Annotated in this window: 24 protein-coding genes; all 24 read right to left on the bottom strand. The window is 36.8% G+C overall.

From position 1 onward, the window contains the following. Positions 1-8: 8 nt before the first annotated feature. The 24 genes from FHY60_RS06470 to FHY60_RS18270 all read right to left on the bottom strand — a co-directional run bounded on the left by FHY60_RS06470 (position 9) and on the right by FHY60_RS18270 (position 21,874). A complete protein-coding gene (locus FHY60_RS06470; RefSeq protein ID WP_139904198.1) occupies positions 9-1,841 on the bottom strand; it encodes a fused FliR family export protein/FlhB family type III secretion system protein in 1,833 nt (610 codons plus the stop codon). A gap of 17 nt (positions 1,842-1,858) precedes the next feature. Further along, complete coding sequence (gene fliQ / locus FHY60_RS06465) at positions 1,859-2,128, bottom strand: flagellar biosynthesis protein FliQ (protein WP_139904197.1); 270 nt, start codon at positions 2,126-2,128, stop codon at positions 1,859-1,861. 59 nt (positions 2,129-2,187) lie between these two features. Further along, positions 2,188-2,958 carry a flagellar type III secretion system pore protein FliP gene (gene fliP / locus FHY60_RS06460; protein WP_139904196.1) on the bottom strand — a complete coding sequence of 257 codons (771 nt, stop codon included), beginning with the start codon at positions 2,956-2,958 and terminating at the stop codon, positions 2,188-2,190. After that, positions 2,955-3,308, bottom strand: coding sequence for a flagellar biosynthetic protein FliO (gene fliO, locus FHY60_RS06455; protein WP_139904195.1), 354 nt, complete (start codon positions 3,306-3,308; stop codon positions 2,955-2,957). The genes fliP and fliO overlap by 4 nt, the downstream gene beginning before the upstream one ends. A gap of 11 nt (positions 3,309-3,319) precedes the next feature. Then, a complete protein-coding gene (locus FHY60_RS06450) occupies positions 3,320-3,805 on the bottom strand; it encodes a flagellar basal body-associated FliL family protein (RefSeq protein ID WP_139904194.1) in 486 nt (161 codons plus the stop codon). After that, positions 3,805-4,545, bottom strand: coding sequence for an OmpA family protein (locus FHY60_RS06445; RefSeq protein WP_139904193.1), 741 nt, complete (start codon positions 4,543-4,545; stop codon positions 3,805-3,807). The genes FHY60_RS06450 and FHY60_RS06445 overlap by 1 nt, the downstream gene beginning before the upstream one ends. Next, positions 4,538-5,350, bottom strand: coding sequence for a motility protein A (locus FHY60_RS06440; RefSeq protein ID WP_139904192.1), 813 nt, complete (start codon positions 5,348-5,350; stop codon positions 4,538-4,540). Before FHY60_RS06440 ends, FHY60_RS06445 begins: the two co-directional genes overlap by 8 nt. A gap of 11 nt (positions 5,351-5,361) precedes the next feature. Then, the gene (locus FHY60_RS06435; RefSeq protein WP_139904191.1) at positions 5,362-5,553 is read right to left on the bottom strand and encodes a flagellar FlbD family protein; all 192 of its coding nucleotides are present in this window, start codon (positions 5,551-5,553) and stop codon (positions 5,362-5,364) included. Between the two features lie 102 nt (positions 5,554-5,655). After that, positions 5,656-6,633 carry a flagellar hook-basal body complex protein gene (locus FHY60_RS06430; RefSeq protein ID WP_139904190.1) on the bottom strand — a complete coding sequence of 326 codons (978 nt, stop codon included), beginning with the start codon at positions 6,631-6,633 and terminating at the stop codon, positions 5,656-5,658. A 98-nt stretch (positions 6,634-6,731) separates the two neighbouring features. After that, entirely contained in the window at positions 6,732-7,127 is a 396-nt protein-coding gene (locus tag FHY60_RS06425; protein ID WP_139904189.1) for a TIGR02530 family flagellar biosynthesis protein, read from the bottom strand. Between the two features lie 8 nt (positions 7,128-7,135). Further along, positions 7,136-7,789, bottom strand: a complete 654-nt coding sequence (locus FHY60_RS06420) for a flagellar hook capping FlgD N-terminal domain-containing protein (RefSeq protein ID WP_139904188.1) — start codon at positions 7,787-7,789, stop codon at positions 7,136-7,138. A gap of 14 nt (positions 7,790-7,803) precedes the next feature. Continuing rightward, positions 7,804-9,543, bottom strand: a complete 1,740-nt coding sequence (locus FHY60_RS06415) for a flagellar hook-length control protein FliK (RefSeq protein WP_139904187.1) — start codon at positions 9,541-9,543, stop codon at positions 7,804-7,806. A gap of 9 nt (positions 9,544-9,552) precedes the next feature. Further along, positions 9,553-9,990 carry a flagellar export protein FliJ gene (fliJ, locus tag FHY60_RS06410; RefSeq protein ID WP_139904186.1) on the bottom strand — a complete coding sequence of 146 codons (438 nt, stop codon included), beginning with the start codon at positions 9,988-9,990 and terminating at the stop codon, positions 9,553-9,555. Between the two features lie 15 nt (positions 9,991-10,005). Continuing rightward, positions 10,006-11,316, bottom strand: coding sequence for a flagellar protein export ATPase FliI (gene fliI, locus FHY60_RS06405; RefSeq protein ID WP_139904185.1), 1,311 nt, complete (start codon positions 11,314-11,316; stop codon positions 10,006-10,008). A 20-nt stretch (positions 11,317-11,336) separates the two neighbouring features. Further along, entirely contained in the window at positions 11,337-12,080 is a 744-nt protein-coding gene (locus tag FHY60_RS06400; RefSeq protein ID WP_139904184.1) for a FliH/SctL family protein, read from the bottom strand. Next, the gene (gene fliG / locus FHY60_RS06395) at positions 12,064-13,080 is read right to left on the bottom strand and encodes a flagellar motor switch protein FliG (RefSeq protein ID WP_139904183.1); all 1,017 of its coding nucleotides are present in this window, start codon (positions 13,078-13,080) and stop codon (positions 12,064-12,066) included. The genes FHY60_RS06400 and fliG overlap by 17 nt, the downstream gene beginning before the upstream one ends. 5 nt (positions 13,081-13,085) lie before the next feature. Further along, a complete protein-coding gene (fliF, locus tag FHY60_RS06390) occupies positions 13,086-14,645 on the bottom strand; it encodes a flagellar basal-body MS-ring/collar protein FliF (protein WP_139904182.1) in 1,560 nt (519 codons plus the stop codon). 15 nt (positions 14,646-14,660) lie between these two features. After that, on the bottom strand, positions 14,661-14,972 hold the full coding sequence (gene fliE / locus FHY60_RS06385; RefSeq protein ID WP_139904181.1) for a flagellar hook-basal body complex protein FliE: 312 nt from the start codon (positions 14,970-14,972) through the stop codon (positions 14,661-14,663). Positions 14,973-14,985: 13 nt separating this feature from the next. Further along, the gene (gene flgC, locus FHY60_RS06380) at positions 14,986-15,414 is read right to left on the bottom strand and encodes a flagellar basal body rod protein FlgC (RefSeq protein ID WP_139904180.1); all 429 of its coding nucleotides are present in this window, start codon (positions 15,412-15,414) and stop codon (positions 14,986-14,988) included. Positions 15,415-15,420: 6 nt separating this feature from the next. Continuing rightward, on the bottom strand, positions 15,421-15,813 hold the full coding sequence (gene flgB / locus FHY60_RS06375; protein ID WP_180375503.1) for a flagellar basal body rod protein FlgB: 393 nt from the start codon (positions 15,811-15,813) through the stop codon (positions 15,421-15,423). 458 nt (positions 15,814-16,271) lie between these two features. Next, positions 16,272-17,132 (bottom strand): flagellin N-terminal helical domain-containing protein, encoded by an 861-nt coding sequence (locus tag FHY60_RS06370; protein ID WP_139904178.1) that lies wholly within the window; start codon positions 17,130-17,132, stop codon positions 16,272-16,274. A gap of 129 nt (positions 17,133-17,261) precedes the next feature. Next, positions 17,262-18,200: a sugar phosphate isomerase/epimerase family protein gene (locus FHY60_RS06365; protein WP_139904177.1), complete on the bottom strand. Its 939-nt coding sequence runs from the start codon at positions 18,198-18,200 to the stop codon at positions 17,262-17,264. Positions 18,201-18,204: 4 nt separating this feature from the next. Further along, positions 18,205-19,449, bottom strand: a complete 1,245-nt coding sequence (locus FHY60_RS06360) for a sugar phosphate isomerase/epimerase family protein (RefSeq protein WP_139904176.1) — start codon at positions 19,447-19,449, stop codon at positions 18,205-18,207. Positions 19,450-19,471: 22 nt separating this feature from the next. After that, positions 19,472-21,874, bottom strand: a complete 2,403-nt coding sequence (locus FHY60_RS18270; protein WP_243122244.1) for an adenylyltransferase/cytidyltransferase family protein — start codon at positions 21,872-21,874, stop codon at positions 19,472-19,474. Positions 21,875-21,920 lie beyond the last annotated feature (46 nt).

Genomic DNA, 21,920 nt, shown 5'->3' with positions numbered 1-21,920 from the left:
TTGTTAGTCTATTTCTTTTTCTTCTTCATCCTGTATACAACTGCAAGTACTTCTGCTACAGCTTGATACATGTCTACCGGTATCTCCCCACCTATTTCAACTTCGCTGTATATTAATCTAGCCAGCGGTTTGTTTTCTATAATCGGTACTTCATTTTCCTTTGCTATTTCCTTTATCTTTATAGCGATATAATCCTCTCCCTTGGCTACCACCTTAGGAGCTCCGTCTCCCCCCTCTTCATATTTCAAGGCTACCGCAATATGTGTGGGGTTTGTAATTACCACAGTAGCGTCAGGTACACTTGCCATCATACGTCGGCTGGCAATTTCTCTTTGCTTCTGCTTTATCTTTGACTTTATCTGAGGGTCTCCCTCCATTTGCTTGAATTCTTCTTTTACTTCCTGCTTAGTCATCTTTAAATCTTTTTTGTGTTGATACAACTGATAAAAATAATCTATAGCAGCCACAACTATCATAATCATAGTTATCTTTATAAATATACTGATTACCAAATTACCAAACTCTCTGGGTATGTTATAGATTGACAAATACCCAATCTTTAAGAGGTCATTGATATTATCCTTTACGAAGTTATATCCCACAAGACCCACTATGGAAACCACAACCAGCTGCTTCAACAGTTCTACAGCTGATCTGGCAGAAAACATCCTTTTAAAGCCACTTATAGGATTTAGCTTTGAAAGTTGCATCTTTAAAGGCTCTGTGGTAAATAAAAAACCAGTCTGAATGTAGTTAGAAACTACTCCCACTGCCATAATAGGTATTACTACAGGCAGAAATATTATTGCTACCCTATACAAAACTGTCACTGCAAGCTTCTTTAGATTTGAATAATCAAGTTCAGCAATATCGCTGCTTAAAAAATGTTTTAAAGTATCCATCAAACCATTGCCTACATAACCACTTAGTAGGGTTAGCAGCAAGGTAGAGGCAAGCAGAGTGAGAGCCAGGGACACCTCTTTACTCTTCGCTACTTGTCCTTTTTTTCTCGCATCACTTTTTTTCTTGGGTGTTGCCTCTTCAGTCTTATCTTCAGAAGCAAAGATTAAAACCACCGGCACCGCCTTAAATATATTGTTAAATATATCCGGTAAGTTTTCAAAAGCTATTACCATGCTTTTATAAATAAACGGTAAAGCCAGGGTTAAGGCAGTAAATCCAACCAAAATCTTTACGGGTAAGCCCATTATCATCAAGTTCAACTGTGGCACTGCCCTTGAGATCAAGCCCAAAACTATATCTGTTATAAGAATTATCAATACGATAGGTATTGCTATTTTCAAACCAATTGTAAAATACTCAATAATCACATTTATTGCTACCCCTGCGCTTCCAACGGTCAGTAGGGAGTTTCCAATATTTATACTATTAAAACTTTGTATAATCAATTTAATTAATAAATGATGCCCGTCTATGAATAAAAAGACTATAAAACTAACCCAATATAATAAGGTTTCAATCAAAGTACTGTTCGTGTTTGAATTTGGATCGAACATGTTTATCATGCCCAGTCCGATTTGAGTATCCATAAGCTGGCCTGCCAGCTTCATCACTGTAAATATAATATTTGTTATAAAGCCTAACATAAGTCCTGTCAAAACTTCATTAATTGCTATGAATATTATTTCTAAATTACTGTCTACTGAATTTAAATTATTTATATTTATCGATGGAACAATAACAAAGGATAACACCCCGGCTATAAAGACTTTCATAATATTAGGTGTTCCCTTCGGGAAAAATATAGGAACCGCTGCGCAGAAGGTTAGCATTCTTAAGAAGATCATTAGTACTGCCAAGAAATATCCTGTATTTATCAACTTCTATCCTCCTACAATCATCTGGTTATATTTGACATTATATTAAAAACCCTTGTTGTAAAGTCTACCAGCTTATGCAGCATCCAACTGCCGGTCAAAAGCCCAACAATAGCTACAGCTATTAATTTAGGCACAAAAGTAAGGGTCTGTTCTTGGATTTGAGTAGTAGCTTGAAATATACTGATCAATAGTCCAATAACAAGTCCCACCACAAGTATAGGCGCTACTACAAACAAACCTGTAGAAATTGCATCCTTTAAAATTCCTGTAATCAGATTTTCACTCATGCTGTGTTCTCCCTCTCTTCCTAACTTCTTTACCTAAATATTATCTATCTCTAGGTATATCACGTAAAACTTGTTATTAATGTTTTAACTAGTAAATGCCAGCCATCCACCATGACAAAGAGCAAAAGTTTGAATGGAAGTGAAATCATCACCGGCGGCAGCATAAACATCCCCATGGACATCAATACGCTGGCAACCACTATATCAATAATCAGGAATGGTAGATATAAGAGAAATCCTATGGTAAAGGCTGTTTTAAGCTCACTGATTGCAAAAGCAGGTACAACCACATATAGAGGAACATTATCTTCAGTAATTTCCCCTTCTAAATTTGCAATTTCTACAAAGAGCTTCAAATCCTTTTGCCTGGTTTGCTTAAGCATAAATTTTCTGATTGGCTTTGCCCCCTCTTCAATGGCCTGTTCCTGGGTTATTTTGTTTTCCATATATGGTTTTAAAGCCTTTTCATTGACCTCATTATAGGTAGGAGCCATTATAAAAATCGTTAGAAATAAGGCTAGACCAATAAGAACTTGATTTGGTATTGACTGCTGAGCACCAATAGCACTTTTAAGGAAAGAGAAAGTAACAGCAATTCTGGTAAAGCTTGTCATCATTACTAGAAAAGATGGCAATAGTGTTAGAATAGTTAATAATATTAGAAGTTTTATATTACTAACATAATCAGTAGGAGTGCTTGAACCATCTATTGACAAGTTAATATTCGGTACTGATATTGATTCCGGCGCTGCCCATACGGTTCTTGGTACTATAAGCAATATAACAAATACAGAGGTAAAAATTAATAATAATCTAGTCAGCTTTTTCATAAGGTACCTTTCCTCTTTAATCCGATTTTTTTGTAAAGATCCTGTAAGCTCGAAAATTGAGGTACAGCCTTCTGAGCTGTTATTGCAGCAAGTTCAGCATCTTCCAGCTCTTTTATAATCTCCAGCTTACCTGTGGTTGATGCCATGACATACCCCTTACTACCAATCTGTACAACTATCAGGCTGTTTTCTTTTGAGATAGTCGTTCTTTCAAAGACCTTTATGAATTTTCCCTTCTGGAAATTTTGAAGCTTACTGCCTCCTAACTTCATTGAAAGAAAAATCAGAAAGATAATAAAGGGTAAGAAGAACACCAATTGTAAGATCAATGTAAATGTATTTTTATCCATGTTCACCTTCCTTACTGAATGAAGAAGTCATTATAATATACATTGGATATCTTTCCTAATGAAAGTGTTGCATTTATCCTTGCAATAAGCTCCTGTTTTAATTCTTCCGGTCCTGTAGCTGTGCATAAATCTGCTGTTTTCTTTATTCTTAGTGTTGATATAATTGAATCAGCTATTACTGTTTTTTTCTTTTCTAATTCAGTAGTTAACTTCTTGTTTTCACTATTATAGGCCAGAACCAATTTAACCTTTAAATACCTTTTACTTCCCTCATCAGCCAAATTCACCACGAATTCTCCTGCTTCATAAAAAGCTTCTTCCGTATTGTTTTTTTCAGATACCGAATTACCTGTGTTGGCTTTCGGTGCTGATTTTGATGCAATGTAGTAGCCGCCAAAACCTGCTCCTCCAATTAATAGTAAAATCAACATGAATACTATTATAATCTTAAGCATGTTTCCGCTTGACTTTACTTTTCCTTTTACTGCCTCACTCATTATTCACTGACACCTTCCTTAGTCACTATTAGTATATTTACTCTCCTATTGGCGGCCCTGTTTTGTGGTGTATCATTACTCTTTACGGGACGATACTCTCCATATCCATGAGCCGAAACCCTGTAGGGATCTATTTTTTTGACTTCTACAAAGTACTTTAATACACTGATTGCTCTTGCTGAAGATAGTTCCCAATTACTAGCAAACTTCTGGTTGTGAATTGGCACGTTGTCCGTATGTCCTTCTATTATGATTTCATTAGGAAAACTGGAAACCAAAGTGCTTATTTTCTCTAAAATGTTTTTACTGTCTTCTTTTATATCTGCACTGCCGGATTCAAAGAGGATGTTGTCTCTAAGCTGAATAATAATACCTCTGCTGTCTTCAGTTATTTGCACAACTGCCTCTAACTTGTTCTTCTCTATAAATTCCGAAACAGTCTCATACATTGATGGATCTCCGGTGCTCTTATCTATTGGTATCTGATCTTGAAAACTATTCTCTCCTACCAGCGGAACTTCACCATACTTCATGTTGTAATCAAAAATTGCATTATTGGCTTGTCCGGTAAACACGGTCTGCAATGAAGCTGCCAATTGCTTTAGCTTTTGAGCATCCACAGAGGAAAAGGAGTATAGGAGAATAAAAAAAGTTAATAACAAGGTCATGGTATCAGAATAAGTTGCCAGCCATTCTCCACCAGATGGTCCACCGGATCCTCCTGATTTCTTTCTAGCCATTTTGCTGCACCCCTTCTAAAGCTTCACCATTCTGAGCTGCGTATTTGATTCTATCCTTAGGTGATAGATAGCATAAGAGCTTTTCCTCAACTATTCTTGGATTTACACCGGATTGAATAGCAAGGATACCTTCTAGCATCATTTCTCTCATACCAGCTTCTTTATCTGTTCTCGCTGCCAGTTTTGCCGCCATTGGTGTAAAAATCAGATTTGCCATAACTGCTCCATAAAACGTGGTTATCAGTGCAACGGCCATACCTGAAGCTATGGAACTTGAATCCGTAAGGTTTACAAGCATTTGTATAAGTCCGATAAGTGTTCCTATCATACCAAAGGCCGGAGCATATGCCGCCCATGATTTAAGCATGTCCTGACCTGCTTTATGTCTTTTCTCCATTTCTCCGATTTCAAGTTCCATTATCTCACGGATAGTCTCCGGTTCTATACCGTCTATAACCATCTGAAGACCTTTCTTTAAATAGTCGTCACCGATATTATTAACTTCGTCCTCCAGTGAGAGTAACCCCTCTCTTCTTGCTTTTTTAGACAAACTGGTAAATAACTGAATAGTCTCAAAGCTAGACAATTTTAAATCCTTGAAACTTTGCGCCATAACCGGAATTAGTCTTTTAATTTCCGATATAGGAAAGTTTATAAACAAAGCTGTTATTGAACCAAAAACAGTAATAACTACTGAAGCAAAATCATAAAATACCGACAATGGAGTTCCTATTAATATTCCCCAGATTATAACGAATGTACCACCAAGAACTCCAATAAAGGTAGCTAAATCTTGTTTTTTCATAATGCTGCCTCCTACAACCTATGACTAAAAATTCTCTTTTTATATTCTATTACCTTTTCAACAACCTCTTGGCTGTTTCCCATAACCATATACTTTTTTCCATTAGTTAATGTAATGAGGCATTCAGGCACTTCTTCAATCTTTTCTATGTGTTCTGCGTTTAACACAAAATCTTTTCCATTGAATCCAATTACTTTTATCATATTCTACCTCCACAGTTTTAATTTTAATCGTGTAGAGTAAATACATTATACCCTACACGATCATATAATTCTAACTGTAATTTTTATATTAAGTGCCTGCAGTTACCTCTTTAGGTTAATAATATCCTGAAGTATTTCATCTCCCGTAGTAATCATCTTGCCTGCGGCCTGGAAGGACCTTGAGGTTACTATCATATCAGTAAACTGTTCTGCCAAGTCTACGTTTGAGCCTTCCAACATACCTTGAAGCATATCACCATACCCCTTGCTGTTGTCATCAGGTGAACCTACACCGCTTCTCAGTACCGGATCTCCGGAGTTAACTGACTGTTGAAATAAGTTTTTACCCATTTTGCTTAAACCTGCTGGATTTTTAAAGGCTACCATTGCAATTTGTCCTAGTGCACTTACTCTACCATCTTCAAGAACAGCGCTGATAACTCCTTCCTTGCTGATACTAAAGCTTCTAACTCTTAATTCAACATTACCATCGACAACCACATCAGGAATTCTTAAAGTTTTTAAATTGCCTTCATCTGCTGTTATTACACCACTGGCATCTGCAAATACAAGATTGCCATCAGCATCAATACTGCCATTTATAGAATATCCCATTACTCTATAGCCATCAGAAGTCAGCAGGTTACCTTCACTGTCTAAAGTAAAAGAACCATCTCTTGTATATAGCAGCTCAGTATCTGTGCTTGCAGTAACAGCATGGTCTGTAACAGCAAATTTCGTATCATCAAAGCTCTTTGGTCCTTTTGCAACCATTATGTAGCCCTCTCCATCCACAGCTACGTCAAGGTTTCTTGAAGTAGGAATCATCATTCCCTGCTTAACTACAGTATCTATACCTGCAAGCTGAACACCAAGACCAACCTGTGAAGGATTGATACCACCTTGATTTGCCATTGGACCGGTAGCAGCAGTAACCTGCTGGCTGATCATGTCCTGAAATCTTGCTCGGCTTACTTTAAAAGCTGTGGTACCTACGTTTGATATATTGTTACCGATAACGTCCATCTTAGTTTGATTAACTCTCATACCGGTTATACCTGAATATAGTGATCTTAACATATTTATTCCTCCCAAAAATTTATTCTGATTTTGCCTGTTTCCTTGCTTTGCTTCCATCCTTCCGCAAAGCTGAGCCTCCTATGTTAAGGTCCAGCCCATTATAAAATCACCACACTGTCTATATTAGTAAACACATTATTCTTCATTCTGTTTCCATCAACAGCTGTGATGATTGTCCTATTCTCAATGCTGGTAACCAGCGCAACTTCCTTGTAAAGAATCAGACAATTTTTTGCCCCCTTTTCAAAGGCCATATTTATACCTTCATTTATCTTTTTCATATCAGTACTATCTAATTTAATATCTTTTAGCCGATCTGCTGCATGCTTGGATATATTAAAGGCTTCATCCTTATTGAGCCTGGTTTTTAATATTGCATCAAAGCTCATGCCATCCTTTAATCTATCTGCACCTATATTTTGCTTGCTACTATCATTAGCCGTGGGAAAATTGCCAATTGAATACAGTACTCCATTTATTACCCTGTAACCCATAACAGAACCTATACTTCTTGAACCTTTCTTATACTGCTGTAAGGTAAGTTCACAGTTTCATCCTTGTCATCAGGTTTTACATTAAACATAATGGTGTTTCCTTCGATATATACACCCTTTACTGTACCCACATACTTATTATTGTTTTCGTCAACTTCATTGAATTGGGCTCTTTTTCCTATAAGGGTCGAAGCAGTCAGCAATAATATATTCTCATTAAGACTGTCCAGCTTATAATCCGGTACCTCAATAACATCACTTACATCATCGTAATTGAATTCCATGAATTCACTAGAACCATTTACATTTACTTCCACCGTCAACTTTACACTTCCTGACCGGTTTGATACCGATCTTACAATTCCGGTATAGGCATTCCCATCTGCATCGGCAACTTTAAGGGATACCCCTTTGCCTATCAGTGAGTTTGCTGAAGAAAATGTCATGGTGGTATTCAAATTAGTCATCTGTTCCAGTGATGAAAATTGAGCCATCTGAGCCACATATTGACTGGAATCGCTTGTGTTCATAGGGTCTTGGTTAGAAAGCTGCGCTGCAAGTATTCTCAAAAATGCATTTTTGTCAAGTTCACCACCGGCCTTAACAATTCTGGTTCCTCTTTCTGTAGCATTTCCTGTGCCATACACACTGTTTACGCTCATATCTTCACCTCCGCTTATGCCAGTATATTTATCTGGCTATCTAATATATCTTCCTCTTCTGCCAAAATATCACCAACCTCTTCTATGCCACTGCCAATAATCTTTCCTGAGTTTCCGGACCTTTGGCCATCATTTCCACGCCTCTGAGATCCGTCTTTGAAGAAGGTGGTATCTCCATTATATATACTGTTACTAAAATCCTGGATTCGGATTTCATTGTTACTGAAGGCCCCCTTAATCTCTTCCGCATTGGATAGCAGCAGGTTATAGGCCTCCTTATTGCTGGCAGCTATGCTGGTCTTCATCTTACCAGCTTCTAATATAACTGTTATAACTATTTCCCCCAGCTCTTTCGGAGCTATACTTACCCTCAATTCCTTAAGGTTGGACTTTTCCATAAACTTCACTGATTTAATAATGTCACTGACAAAGGTGGACTTATTTACAGTCACTTTTTCTTTTATTGCAATATCTCCCACTTCTGAATCAACATTTTTAATTTGATTCATGAATAGGGTTACCTTATCATCCTTCACTTCAGCTTTGTCGTCTAATAAACTCTCCAGGAACTTTTCTTCCTTATTGCTGCTGTTACCAGTCTCAGGTTCATTGTTTAGCAATAAACTTTCCTCAGACTGTACAGCCATTTTTTCACCTAGAAAGGCTTCCTCAGGTACAGCTTGTCCCATCAAATCAGGTGTTTTTATAGCCATCCTCTTATTAGGAAACTCTAGATGATTAAATAGACTCTCAGGAATCTTTACAGCCTTTTGCTCCATTGCACTTTGGACTTCTGCCACATTAGCAGCCTTTGAATTGAAAGTACTGAACATACTATAGAACTTGTGTAGTTTAGCCTGACTCTTGTCCACATTTTTTATGAACTTGGCTTCCAAGTAATTCAGCTCTCTAAGTTCCTTATTGTCAGAAACCGTATTTCCATTGCCGTTTATCCTTGTTGCAGATTCTGCATTCTGCCTTCTTGTCTCACGTAATGCTTCAGTATTTTCATTTATACTACTCTTCTGAATCTTTTGGCTAAAATATTCTTCAGCCAGTGCTGCCTTAATACTATTGTCTACAGCTGCTTGTACTTCCTCAAGACTATTGTCGGACAAAATCTCAAACTGCATTAACAAGTCCTTTATGTCCTGTGGCACCTCTTCATCAGCCATTAGGTTGCCTATGGCCTGCAATAGCTTGTTCTTGTCGGAACTTCCTGCTTGTGCAGTGTCAAAACTAATTAAATCTTCTAAGGCACTGTTAACATCTGCAGTAAATTGTTTCATCGCAGGTGTTCCTTGTGGACTTTGATCTGCATTCATATAAAGATTGAGTCTGGCCAATAACATCACTAATTCTTCTAAGCTGGTAGTTTCTTCTTTCAACTCTGCTAACAGCTTTTGGGCCTCTTGAATATCAATGATTAGGTCGCCCTTGTTTTCTGTAACAGTCACATTTTGTGGTTGAACTTTAATATCTGCTTCAACGGAAATTATATTCTCTAATAAGCCTTTTACCATATCCTTCAGCTTACTTTGGAGGTCATCTGCTGATTCTGCAACTTTCAATTCACTAATTTTACTTGCAATACTCCCTTTTACATAACTTGAGCTCTTCTCTTGAATCCCTGAGAGTTCTCCTAACAAAGCTTTAAACTGGTCATTGTCACTCTTTGAAATATAACTGCCACTATATGACAGAGTATCAGTGCCATTGCTTGGAATATTTATTGCCGGAATATTTACATTCATTCTCTATTTTCACCCCCTTTCAAGGTTTCTCATAAATGCATATAGGGCAAACTCATCAATTTGAACTTGCTCTTTTCTGTCCTGCTCCTTTTTGAAGGCTTCAAGTCTTTTGTCCTTAATGATTTCTACAGTTTTTCTCTCAATTTGCCTTAATCTAACATCTTCACGGCAGCTATTTACTACAGCCTTTTTTTGTTCTAATTCATCCTTGGTCTTTAGAATTCCATTAGCCAAAGTATTTAGGTAGTTAACCTTCATTTTTTTCTCTGCCACAGTGAGATTATTGTCCAGTACGTTATACCTGGCATAGTTAGCCTTTAGTTCATCTAACTTAGCTTGTGTAATATTCTGCTGCCTTTGAGCTTCCATCAACTTCCGCTTACTTTGCTCTTCTTTGTCCACCCTGATGTCTAAAAGCTTTTGTAATGGAAACCTGAACCCCTGCATAGTCTTCACCCTTCTTTACATCTTAATCATTGCTTTAAGCCTGTTTAAACTTTCCTCAAAACTGCTGTGCTCTCTAATTCCCTGTCTCAAGAATTTATTAATGGTTTCATTATATTGTACAGCCTTATCAATTTTAGGATTTGCCCCCTTAACATAAGCTCCTATGTTAATAAGGTCTTCCGAATCCCTGTAAGTGGCTAATAGGTCTCTCAGTGTGGAGGTTATCTGCTGATGCTGTTCATCAGCTATTTCCGGCATCAATCTGCTGACGCTGTTCAGTATATCTATGGCAGGATAGTGATTTTTATGAGCCAAGGCTCTGGATAATACTATATGTCCATCCAAAATCCCTCTAACAGCATCGGCTATAGGCTCATTAAAATCATCTCCGTCAACAAGTACTGTATAAAAGGCCGTTATGGATCCCTTATCAGACATACCTGACCTTTCAAGCAATCTTGGCAGTTTGGCAAATACAGATGGTGTATATCCCTTAGTAGCCGGCGGTTCTCCTATAGCAAGTCCCACTTCTCTTTGTGCCATAGCAAATCTGGTTACGGAGTCCATCATCAAAATTACCTTCTTGCCCTTATCTCTAAAGTATTCAGCTATGGCGGTAGCAGTAAAAGCTCCTTTCATTCTGACCAAGGCTGACTTGTCAGAGGTAGCACATACAACTACTGACCTTTTTAAGCCCTCCTCGCCCAGATCTTTCTCTATAAAATCAAGTACCTCTCTGCCTCTTTCACCAATCAAGCAGATCACATTGACTTCTGCTTCTGCATATTTAGCTATCATACCAAGAGTTGTACTTTTACCAACACCGCTGCCGGCAAAGATGCCTACTCTTTGTCCTTCTCCACAGGTTAGGAAACCATCAATGGCCCTAACTCCTGTAGGAAGTATTGTCTTTATTCTTCTTCTCTTCATGGGGTCCGGCGGATCCCTATCCAGGGAATAGTATGTTCCACCCTTTATGACTGAATTGTCAATTGGATTTCCCAGTCCATCCAGGACCTTGCCCAGTAGCGCATCACTACATCTTACACTTAGAGGCCTGCCTTCAGGCACCACCCTGCAGCCCGGCGCAATACCGTTTAATTCTCCCAAGGGCATCAATATGACATTGTTTTCTCTAAATCCTACAACCTCACAAATTATAGGATTATTTCTATCATTATATATAGTACACAACTCACCAACGAAGGCCTTTATACCCTCTACCTCTATGGTTAACCCAATTACCTTACTTACTTTTCCTTCTGAGTATGACGTTCTACACTCAAGTACTGCTTTGTTTAACTCCTCAAAATCTATGGTAAGCATTTTCTGCACCTCTTCAAAAGTTATAGTATTGAGTTCTTAATATTTTCTAAGGCCTCATCTATATCTATTCGAATCTTTCCATTGTTTTTTTCTATTATGGCAACCCCTTGCTCAATCTGCTCATCAGCTAAGACAAAGATGTCCGACTTTAAAGCAAAGCGTTCTTTCCAAAGCCCTAACTTAGCCTTGATATTCTCCACATAAAGTGAGTTGGTCCTAATTACAATGCTTTCTGCCTTTCTAGAGTTTTCAAGAGCTTCAACAACCATCTCATCAATACCAGTATCAACGCTGACTTCCCGTTTCAGAATATGCCTTGCAATGTTAATAGATAATTTGATTATTTCCTCTTTTTTCTCTAACAGATAGGTTTCATATTCTGTTTTTGCATTTTGCAAAGTTTCAACAGAACTTTGTATTATTCGGTCACCCTCTAATTTAACTTTAGCCATGGCCTCCTCATAGCCATCACTGTATCCCTTTTGCTTCCCTTCCCCATATCCGGTTTTATAGGCCTGTTCATAGGCTTCTCTCTGGATTAGCTCGGCTTTTTCCCTGGCTTTTATCAGTATTTCTTCGCTTTGAAGTTTTGCCACTTCTAAAAGTCTCATTGTTTCTTCATTTTGTGTATTTACTGCTGGTATTTCAATATTTGTGTTATCTCTTTTTCCCGATATCCTATGGGTGGAGTATAGAGTGACAATCTCCCTACTCCCCTGTGGAATAACCTTTGTATCCTTAATTACTCTATACGATGATTGCATCTTCTCCACCTCTTGATATTACAATCTCTCCGGCTTCATCCAATCGTCTTATAATACCAACAATTCTCTGTTGTGCTTTTTCAACATCCATAAGTCTTACAGGACCTAGGAATTCCATATCTTCCTTCAACGCTGCAGCAGCTCTCTTGGATTGATTTCTGAATATTGCATTTGCAACTTCTTCAGAGCATCCTTTAAGAGCCATTGCCAATTCTTTTGCTTCCACCTCTCGTAATACTCTTTGTATAGAAACATCATCAAGAGTAATAATATCTTCAAACACAAACATTGATTCTCTGATTTTTTCTGCCAATTCCGGGTTTTCTCTCTCAAGGCTTTCAGTAATATTCTTCTCGGTTGTTCTATCAACCTGATTAAGTATATCTACTAATGTCTCTACACCACCTAGTACCGTTACATCAGACTTAACTACTGAAGATAATTTACTATCCAGCACCTTTTCGATTTCTTTGATAACCATAGGCGATGTATTGCTCATAGAAGCTATCCTATAGGCAACTTCTGCCTGAACCTCCTCAGGAAGGGCCGATAGAATCTGTCCGGACTTGTCCGGCTGCAAATAACACAGTATTAGTGCAATGGTTTGAGGATGCTCGTTTGAAATGACGTTCATCAATTGTTGAGCGTCAGCCTTACGGGCAATAGCAAAAGGCCTATATTGCTGAGTAGCCTCTGTTACCTTTTCCAATATTTCTTTGGCTCTCTGCTGTCCCAGAGCCTTTGACAAAAGGTTCTTAGCATACTCTATACCACCTTCTACTATATAATCCTTAGCCTTATTTATTTCAATAAATTCCGAAAGAATTTCTTGGCGTTGTTCAGCTTTTACTGAAGTAATATTGGCAATTTCATAGGTTATCTTTTGGATGTCACTCTCAGGAAATCTCTTTATAATACCTGCTGATGCTTCCGGTCCTAGAGTAATGAACAATATGGCAGCTTTTTGTACACCTGTTAACTTATTTGTATCTCTAGCCATATTTATCACCTCTCATCTTCTGCCAGCCACGATCTTACAATATCTGCTACCTGTTCAGGTTTATTGGTAGCGTACTTCTTAATTTCTTGTTCCAAGTGTGTTTTCTCATTTTCCACTTCCAAATCTATCGGGTCAAATTTAACAGCTTCTTTAACCGGTATATTTCCGCCTATGACAACATCTAATGCAGGTTGTGGTTCATCCTTTTTCTTTCTCATCACCTTAAACATAAAGATCATTGCAATAATAAAGGCTACAAGTGCTACACCTGCAATAGCCAAAGTTTTATATAGTTGGTAACGTCTTTCTCTCTCTGTAGCTTCTTTCAGCTCAGCAATGGCTTTTGCCTCTTCCTCACTAGCAGATGGATCAAAAGTCATACCCACTACACTTATAGAGTCCCCACGGTCCTCTTTGAAACCGATGACACCGGAAACTAACCTCTCTAAATCCGTCTTTGTAGCTTCATCCAATTTCCCATCGATTATTACAGAAGCAGTAATTCTCTTTACTTCTCCCGGTGCACTGATAACCTTACTGGTAGTTTCACCAACCTTGTAATTAGTGGTAATATCCTCTTTAGTGGTTGTATTTGTACCTCCATTAAGAGGAGTGGTATTTCCCATATTATTATCTACAGGACTTGCAGAGTTCGTTCCCTCCTCTGAAGAACTGTTTTCCCTAATGATTTGTGAACTTACTTCCACCTTATTCGGATCATAGGTAATGACAGTATTTTCTTTTGCATCAAAATCCAGGTCACTGTTAACTTTAACATTGACCTTATTCCTTCCAATTGCTGGTTCAAGCATATCCATAAGAGCATTCTCTAGCTTCTTTTCAAACTCCATTTCCAAAGCCTGTTGTTTATCAACAGATGTAGTGAAATCTTCTTCCTCTTCCTCAAGCACTCCCTTAGATAAAAGGTTCATTTTATCGTCAATGACTTCTATATTTTCCTTCGGTAAATTTTCAACGCTGCCGGATACAAGGGCCATGATGGATCTAATATTTTCTGAACTTAATTTAGTACCGGCTTTTAACTGTATATAAACTGCAGCTTTGGCTGGCTTCCCATCTTTTATAAAAACTGAATCCTCAGCAGGTGTAATATGAACCCTTGCATTTTCTATCTGCGGAAAACTTTTTATAGTTCTCTCCAGCTCTCCCTGGGTAGCTCTAAGTTTTTTCAAATCAAACTCTTCATTTGTCATGCCAAAACTACTACCGTTATCAAGTAATTCATATCCCTTGCTTCCGCCGGATATGTCCCCAGCGAGTTGCAGGCGCAGTTCATCTACCTTTTCTTTGGGAACATAAATTGTATTTCCTTTAACCTGCTTATCAATTTTCAGCTCATCTAATTTTGCAGAGATAGTATTCCCATCCTCTGGTGTAAGGTCTGAAAACAAAATGCCATATTTATTAGCACTGGAGTAGCTTACGTAAATTATGATTAGAGCTAAAACTACAGAAATTATTGTTCCAAAGAGTATTTTTTGACCGATACTTGTAGATTTCCATTTATCTTTTAACTTTGTAAATATTTCTGATAGTTTATTCATTGTCTGCACTCCTTATTATAACTGCATTCTGCTTATCTCCTGGTATGCCTCCACAATTTTATTTCTTACCTGCACAGCAAGCTGCAAAGACATTTTAGCCTCCTCTGTAATCAGCATAACTTCGTGGATATCAATATCCTCACCTTTTATAAAGCTTTCAGTAGCCACATCTGATTGTATTTGCTTCTCATTAACCTTATCCAGCTTTTCCTTTAGCGTGTCCATAAAGCTCATTGAACTGCCCTGAGTTTTTTCAGTTTCTTTTCCCAAGGTATTATCTATGGACAACAGCGACATTCTACTCTGTAGATAATCATTAATTTTCATTTAAATTTTCCTCCTATCTTCCTATTTCAAGAGCCTTAGAAAACATACTCTTTTCATTGTTTATTGCATTGATGTTAGCCTCATAGGCCCTGGTAGCAGCTATCATATCCGCCATTTCGTTCAATATATTAACATTGGGCATTAAAACGTAACCTTCTTCGTCAGCATCGGGATGTGATGGATCGTAAACCCTTCTTAACTCAGATTGGTCCTCTACTATGCCTACAGACTTAACCCCTAGCAAATTACCTTCTACTCTATCGCCTTTTCTTATAGCTTCATTGAGGTTTTCTTGAAAAACAGCAATTTTTCTCACGTATGGTTTGCCATCTTCACCTCTTGTAGTGGATGCATTTGCAATGTTTGAGGCAATAGTATCCATCCTCAATCTTTCAGCAGACAATCCACTGGCACTTATTCTTAATGAAGTGAATGCACTCATTTGTTATTACCTCCCGCCACTGGTTATGACATATCTTGTCATAGATAACTTAGAATTTACTTGAGTAATTAACGCATTATACATCAGTGTGTTTGCAGCCTGATTGGTCATTTCATTTTCGATGTCTACATTGTTTCCATCTTCTCTCATACTTGTAGATGTGTCCTGCTTAACGCTGATGGTTGCAGGCTTGTCCTTCCCATCAAGGTGAAGGTCATCACTTTTTTGTAACTCCACTTTATTCATGGTATCCTTTAGGGTATCTTCAAAGGACACATAGTATCTTTTGTAGCCTTTAGTATTCACATTTGCAATATTATTTGAGATAACTTTGCTTCTCAAGGAGGCCGCATCTAAACCCTTCTTAACCAGGTCGTACACCTTCTCATCATACGACATATTACTCACTTTCACTTTAATCCCCCTCAAATTTGTAATTTTTTTCGTATAAAATTAATAATTTAATTATATATTACATTAAATCTACAAGTTTGTACATATTTTTTGAATTTTTATGAGTAAATTTTAATAACTGTTTTTCCACAATATTCTTTAATACAAATAAAATTGTCATATAATTCTACAAACTTTTTTAACAATTTTTGTTATCGCTTTTATTATAGGGTATATTTCTACTTTTTTCTATACTTTTTTTAAAATTATTATTTTAAACAGCAAAAAGCGTTTCAGTGTTTTAAATGATATTGTATGTATACAAAGAGTTTTATTACAAAAATATCGTCGAAGGCTGTAACCATTTTCCCCTACCTTGGCAACTTATAATTCACTGATAAAAAAACAAGAGCACTAGCATGTTAATCCACTGCTGGTGCTCATTAAATCTTAAAAAATATACATTAACCTCTTAAATTTTCAAGAATCTTCAATATTTCTTTAGGGAAATTGTTTGATTGTACCATCATAGCATTGCCGGCCTCAATTAAAATATTGGACTTAGAGATTTGCATCATTTCGTAAGCTATATCTGCATCCTTAACGCTGCTCTCAGCATTTTGTAACGCTGCTTCTGTTTCACTCAAATTATTATACAAGCTTTCAAACCTGTTTTGTATGGCTCCATATTTACTTCTGGCCGTGGATACTGTTTCTAAGGCTCCATCTATGGTCTGTAAGGCTGTACTGATACCTTTGCTTGAAAGTATATTTATATCAGCAAGTTTGTCTCCGTTTTTTGAATTTCCTATCATATCTGAAGTGAGTTTGTATACAGGAATTTCTACCTCTTCACCTACATTTGCCCCACTTGGCATCTTAATAATACTAGGCTTTTCGTTACCCTTGGCGCCAGAGGCTAATAGCTTTACTCCATTGAACTCATTAGTGTTTATTGTTTGATCTATGCCCTTAATCATCTGGTTAATTTCATCCTGTATGGTTTTTCTATCTTCTACTGAATTGACTCCCCCAGCCTGTACAGTAAGCTCTCTGATTCTCTGAAGCATGGAGGTTACGGAATCCAAGGCTCCATCTGCATTTTGCAGCATACTTGCTCCATCCTGCACATTTCTGGATGCCATCTGAAGCCCTCTAATCTGGAGTCTTAGCTTTTCACTCTGGGCGATAGCGTTGGGGTTGTCCTTTGCGCTGCTGATTTTTTGCCCGGAGGATATGTTATTCATAGCAAGGCTATTAGATTTAAGATTTTTTACATGGTTTCTATATATGTTTAAGGATGCTAAATTGTGATTTAATCTCATAAAATCAACTCCAAAAATATTATTCCGTTTTAATAATCGTTGAGTTGTTGTTTTTCTTAAGTGTTAATGTAAACTTTTATGGATTTTTTTCAATAATTTATTCTCAATTAAAGTAAATTTGCAGAAAAATTAACATTCAATCTTGCTGGAAAAGTATTGTCCTATTTTAGCAATAAACTGGAGTACTTCAGATTTCATTTCATCAGGAAATGAAGTAAGCACAGGTGCCGTTTCAAAACTCAAAACCTTGTCATATTTTATATTTTTAAGTCCCTGGATAAATCCATTCCAATCCGTTGACGCCCTATTTTCACGTGTTTTTGTGAATGTAAATGGTATCTGATGAAGGTCACCGATTCCATCGTTATCATGAATGTGAAGGACCTTTAATCGATGTCCAAGAGTTGTTATGAAACCCTCAAAGTCAATTCCAACTAAATTAGCATGTCCTGTGTCAAAACAAAATCCCAAAACCTCCGCGCCGTATTTATCGTTAAATCTATCAATACGCTCAGCAGCTTTTTGTGCATTGCAGCATGGTCCTTCAAGAATATGATTACCAATACTTGTGTAGATATTTTCAATACAAATTGTTATCTTCATTTCCTTTGCTAAGGGTGCAATTATTTTGAGAAAGTCTTCTGTATATTTCCATTCCATTTCTTCAGAACCAAGACTTCGTGCAAGTTTAAAGCCATGAATTACAATGTTTGAGCAATCGAAGTATTTACAAATTTTTAAACTTTTTATTGCCACGACATTTGCTAAATAATCATTAAGTTCCTTACTTCCGTTGGTAACATAACAGGGGTATGGCATATGCATCTGATTTATTATTACCCCTGCTACTTCAGCTGCTTTTTTATGTGGTGCAAAAAAAGCTTCAAGCTCACTGTCCGATTTATTAAAGAATTCATTTAACTCCAATTTGTAAAGTGATGTATTCAGTAAATATGAATTAAGGCTGAAATCCGCACAGGAAAAGCCTGACTTTTTTAAAAGTTGGAAGCCTGAAGATGGATTGCTGTCAAAAACCACATTTTTTGTTTGTACGCCTATTTGCAGCAAAAAATCACATCCTTTCCAGCCTATCGAAATAGAACGACGGCATATACTCGTCATTAAAAAACTCAATATTATTTTTAATTCCCATATCTCTAAGCTGCTTTTCAATTTCACGGTAATATATATTGCATATAAATATTCCACAGTCAGCAGGAATACTTTTCAGTGCCTCCGGTGACTTTACCTCAAGTCCGCAGAAATTTGTACCCCAGGCCTTACTATTATTATCGCAAGTAAACATCGGAGGGTACTTTTCCCCATAGCATTTCATATAATTACGGCACATATTTCCTGCACCAAAAAGTACAATTGATTTATACTTCTTAAGTTGATTTTCAATTTCAATCTGCCACCTGAAATAATCCGCCGTCGCTTTAGCAAGTGTTAAAAGCTGTGGTCTGAGGATCGGGGAAAATGCAACAGCAGTATCCTCTATATCAAGAATCAAACCACCGTCAAAGCTAATATCACGCAGTCCACGGATGAGGCTCAACCAATCCGTTTGCGATTCGCCGGAGTTTACAGCAGTAAAAGGAAGCATCGAGGTTTCATTATGTCCGTCGCAGTCTCTCAATACTACAGCTTTTATTCGGCTGCCAAGTGATATAGCATATTCATGCATATTCTGTCCGCAAAGACTACAAGTTCCTGTGTTCATGCAAAAACCAAAACGTTCTTCTCCAGCAATATCATTAAGCTTATCTACCCACTTAGCGGCTTCCTTTCCATCGGAACAGATACCTCTCATGATGTGTCCATTATAGGTTCTATATTGATTTTCGAGTAGAATCATTACATTATTTTCACGGGCTGTTCTCGCAAGACTAGAATAATATTCTTTATTAACAAGCCATTCATTTGAGCGATCAACACCTGCAAAAATAGGCTGAACAATTACATAATTTACTTCTGCTTCGCCGCAAAATTCGATAACTTCTTCCGCCATTTGCTGTTGAATTTCATTTAAATCTGTTCGTTTAGTATCAATAGGAAGATATGGTGAACGAAGTGCAAATATATGAATGTTCTCAGCTTTGCATTTTTCAACAACCGCCCTAGTAGTTTTTAAAAAAGGCAGTTCATCCACAGAGAACTTCTCCATAAAGTGTTCAACATTTTCCTTGGTCACCTTTTTATATAAATGATTTAAATCCACGAATATCTGTTGAAAACCTGCAGTTTTTATATCAATTGTTCCTTGTGATGGACGATTATAATCTACTATGCCCGACAACTCGCATATAATTTTCATTTGTCACCTCTCCATAGTTTTATTAATTAGTTATGATTTGATCTCTTATTGCTTTTTGCAGCATAGTTGAACTGGTACTTTGTGTATAAGGAAAAAACTCTAGCTCCGAGCCTAAACTGCGAAGCTGCATTTGAAGCGTCATCCAATATGGCTGATTTTCATGATCACTTCCAGAAAACAAACAGCCGTAACGCAGTTCTTTCCATGCGTCAATTTTATTTGTATTGTGCTTATCCACTGGAATAGCTCTGTCAACATATCTACACTGCTTTACAATCTCAATACGCTCTTCAAAAGGAATAAAGGGAGTTTTATGTTTTTCATTTTCAATTATTTCATCAGTCAATACTCCTGCAATCAAGTAGTGGCAACGTTCCTTGCATCTTCTTAGAATATTAAGGTGACCTATATGAAACATGTCAAAAGCTCCTGTTACATAACCTATATTATATTTTCCGTCTGACATGGTATCTGTAATGGCTAATGTCAAAATATCGTCAATACTTTTCTGATATATACGATAGCTATCCTCATATATCCCCATCGACTTTAGCTGCTCAATTATTGGCTGATAATCTGCAATTGCAATAACAATTCTATATGTTCCATAAATAAGCCTGTGAAGTTCATCAGGGGATTTTACTGTTATACCCCGTTTTTCTGTTCCCCACTTTTCACTGTTATTATCTATAATGAAGTCTATTTTATAGTTGTTCTCATATTTGTCTAGAAAATAATCTGCATATTTTCCAGAGCCAAAAAGAATCAATTTTCTATCATTGAGCTCCGATACCGGATTAAAGAGCTTAATTGAACTGTCGCAGCTCATTTTCATTGCCCTCCTATTATTTATTAAAATATGTTCAGAGTCATTTCTCCATATTGAACGACCTAAATATATATCTCGATTTATTAGTCCTTTGCAAAACTCGTCCTCTACTCTCATATAGTAATTCCATAAGCTTTTTAAACTATATCTTTCCTTCATTTCATCAAGTGAGATCAGTTTTTCAACTTGTGGTATAAAATTATAAATGTCATTTACTGCTCTAAATAAAACATAGCCTGCTGGACAATTGTCCATAGTATACTCCTGATCAAAAAATAAAAGTTCTGCGTCTACAAAAAAACAATTGACAGGGATCATTTCAATATATGCTTTTTTTAGTACTGGTCCCCAATTTTCATTTTGTGCCATACTCGAAAAGGAGTTTTCAGAGGTATGATCAGAGGAGTTAAGTATATACTTATAAAGCATATCAATACATTCAAAAATAGCTTTTGTATTTTTATCTTCAGCTAATTTTCTTAGATGATTTGATAATGTGGGAGCTTCTATCCTATCCATAACCGCAATACCTTTATCAATAGATATTTTCAGTGATGGTATTTTTCTTTTAATTTGCTCATCTGCATTTCTTTTTAAATTTTCAAGACCGGATATTCCTTCATTATATATTGGTATCTTTCTTACCTTGCCATCGCTACATATATTAGTGGCGAAAGCTCTGTTACGGCTTCTTTCTGAAGAAATGGCTGAATATAATATATTACTAACTTCAACATTATTTCCACATTCCACAATAAAATAGTTTGCAAAAGTGGTTAATACATTATTTTGAGCAAGAATACTATACATTTTATTTTCACTTAAGACTCTTTCGTAATTCTTTGAAACATATACTTTTATCCGCTCCGTTAAATCATCTGTTGGGGGATACTCGTCTGTATATATGAGTTGAAGATTTCTATAATCAGGAAATGGATAATAGAGTTTTACAGAGTCAAACTGCATATCTGCAAGAAAGCTCAAAAGTTCACTGCGGCTGAAACGATACGTTCCAAATAGATTATCGGTTATACCGTCAAAGGGCAATCCCGATTTGCAGTCTCTTTCTCCACAAAGAACACGGACCCCAATACGGTTAGGAACTACAGCAAGAATTTTTCCTTTTCGCGCAAGTAGATTTTTCATAGCTAAAAAGTTAGATTCATAGTCTTTTTTGCTCAAGATATCTATACTTTCATCAATTGCCCAAATGATATAATCAAAGCGTTGCTCAAATTCTTTTTTAAGGTCTACAATATCGTAATTGTAGACACTAATATTTTTAATATTATTCATACGCTGCTTTAGAAAGTGTGCACGATAACCATCTTTTTCTACAACTACAACCTTCTTGCATCTTCTGCTAATACTCATTAAAAACGCCCCGAAATGTCCGCCTATTACCAGTAGCTCTGCAGTATTTTCAAAAGGATACCATGCAAACAAGCCATTTGGAATATCACTTAAGTAGCGAGAAATGTCTAGACGCTTATCCTTTCTTATAACATCGATGTAATTATTGTCAGGATGTGAGCTAATATATGTACCTATAGCAGCATCTATTTCATTTAAAGGATGAGAAATATTGTTAATCATACTCTAACTCCGTTCATTCAAATATAAAATAATAATATAAAGAAGA

The organism is Clostridium thermarum (genome assembly GCF_006351925.1).
GTDB lineage: Bacteria > Bacillota > Clostridia > Clostridiales > Clostridiaceae > Clostridium_AU > Clostridium_AU thermarum.
The sequence above is the reverse complement of the archived record's forward strand: the minus strand, read 5'-3'. Positions and strand labels throughout refer to the sequence as shown.

Coding starts and splice junctions, on each gene's coding strand:
- fliQ (WP_139904197.1), bottom strand. CDS start 2,128: ATGAGTGAAAATCTGATTACAGGAATTTTAAAGGATGCAATTTCTACA.
- fliP (WP_139904196.1), bottom strand. CDS start 2,958: ATGAAAAAGCTGACTAGATTATTATTAATTTTTACCTCTGTATTTGTT.
- fliO (WP_139904195.1), bottom strand. CDS start 3,308: ATGGATAAAAATACATTTACATTGATCTTACAATTGGTGTTCTTCTTA.
- FHY60_RS06450 (WP_139904194.1), bottom strand. CDS start 3,805: ATGAGTGAGGCAGTAAAAGGAAAAGTAAAGTCAAGCGGAAACATGCTT.
- FHY60_RS06445 (WP_139904193.1), bottom strand. CDS start 4,545: ATGGCTAGAAAGAAATCAGGAGGATCCGGTGGACCATCTGGTGGAGAA.
- FHY60_RS06440 (WP_139904192.1), bottom strand. CDS start 5,350: ATGAAAAAACAAGATTTAGCTACCTTTATTGGAGTTCTTGGTGGTACA.
- FHY60_RS06435 (WP_139904191.1), bottom strand. CDS start 5,553: ATGATAAAAGTAATTGGATTCAATGGAAAAGATTTTGTGTTAAACGCA.
- FHY60_RS06430 (WP_139904190.1), bottom strand. CDS start 6,633: ATGTTAAGATCACTATATTCAGGTATAACCGGTATGAGAGTTAATCAA.
- FHY60_RS06425 (WP_139904189.1), bottom strand. CDS start 7,127: ATGGGTTACAGGGTAATAAATGGAGTACTGTATTCAATTGGCAATTTT.
- FHY60_RS06420 (WP_139904188.1), bottom strand. CDS start 7,789: ATGAGCGTAAACAGTGTGTATGGCACAGGAAATGCTACAGAAAGAGGA.
- FHY60_RS06415 (WP_139904187.1), bottom strand. CDS start 9,543: ATGAATGTAAATATTCCGGCAATAAATATTCCAAGCAATGGCACTGAT.
- fliJ (WP_139904186.1), bottom strand. CDS start 9,990: ATGCAGGGGTTCAGGTTTCCATTACAAAAGCTTTTAGACATCAGGGTG.
- fliI (WP_139904185.1), bottom strand. CDS start 11,316: ATGCTTACCATAGATTTTGAGGAGTTAAACAAAGCAGTACTTGAGTGT.
- FHY60_RS06400 (WP_139904184.1), bottom strand. CDS start 12,080: ATGCAATCATCGTATAGAGTAATTAAGGATACAAAGGTTATTCCACAG.
- fliG (WP_139904183.1), bottom strand. CDS start 13,080: ATGGCTAGAGATACAAATAAGTTAACAGGTGTACAAAAAGCTGCCATA.
- fliF (WP_139904182.1), bottom strand. CDS start 14,645: ATGAATAAACTATCAGAAATATTTACAAAGTTAAAAGATAAATGGAAA.
- fliE (WP_139904181.1), bottom strand. CDS start 14,972: ATGAAAATTAATGATTATCTACAGAGTAGAATGTCGCTGTTGTCCATA.
- flgC (WP_139904180.1), bottom strand. CDS start 15,414: ATGAGTGCATTCACTTCATTAAGAATAAGTGCCAGTGGATTGTCTGCT.
- flgB (WP_180375503.1), bottom strand. CDS start 15,813: ATGTCGTATGATGAGAAGGTGTACGACCTGGTTAAGAAGGGTTTAGAT.
- FHY60_RS06370 (WP_139904178.1), bottom strand. CDS start 17,132: ATGAGATTAAATCACAATTTAGCATCCTTAAACATATATAGAAACCAT.
- FHY60_RS06360 (WP_139904176.1), bottom strand. CDS start 19,449: ATGAAAATTATATGCGAGTTGTCGGGCATAGTAGATTATAATCGTCCA.
- FHY60_RS18270 (WP_243122244.1), bottom strand. CDS start 21,874: ATGATTAACAATATTTCTCATCCTTTAAATGAAATAGATGCTGCTATA.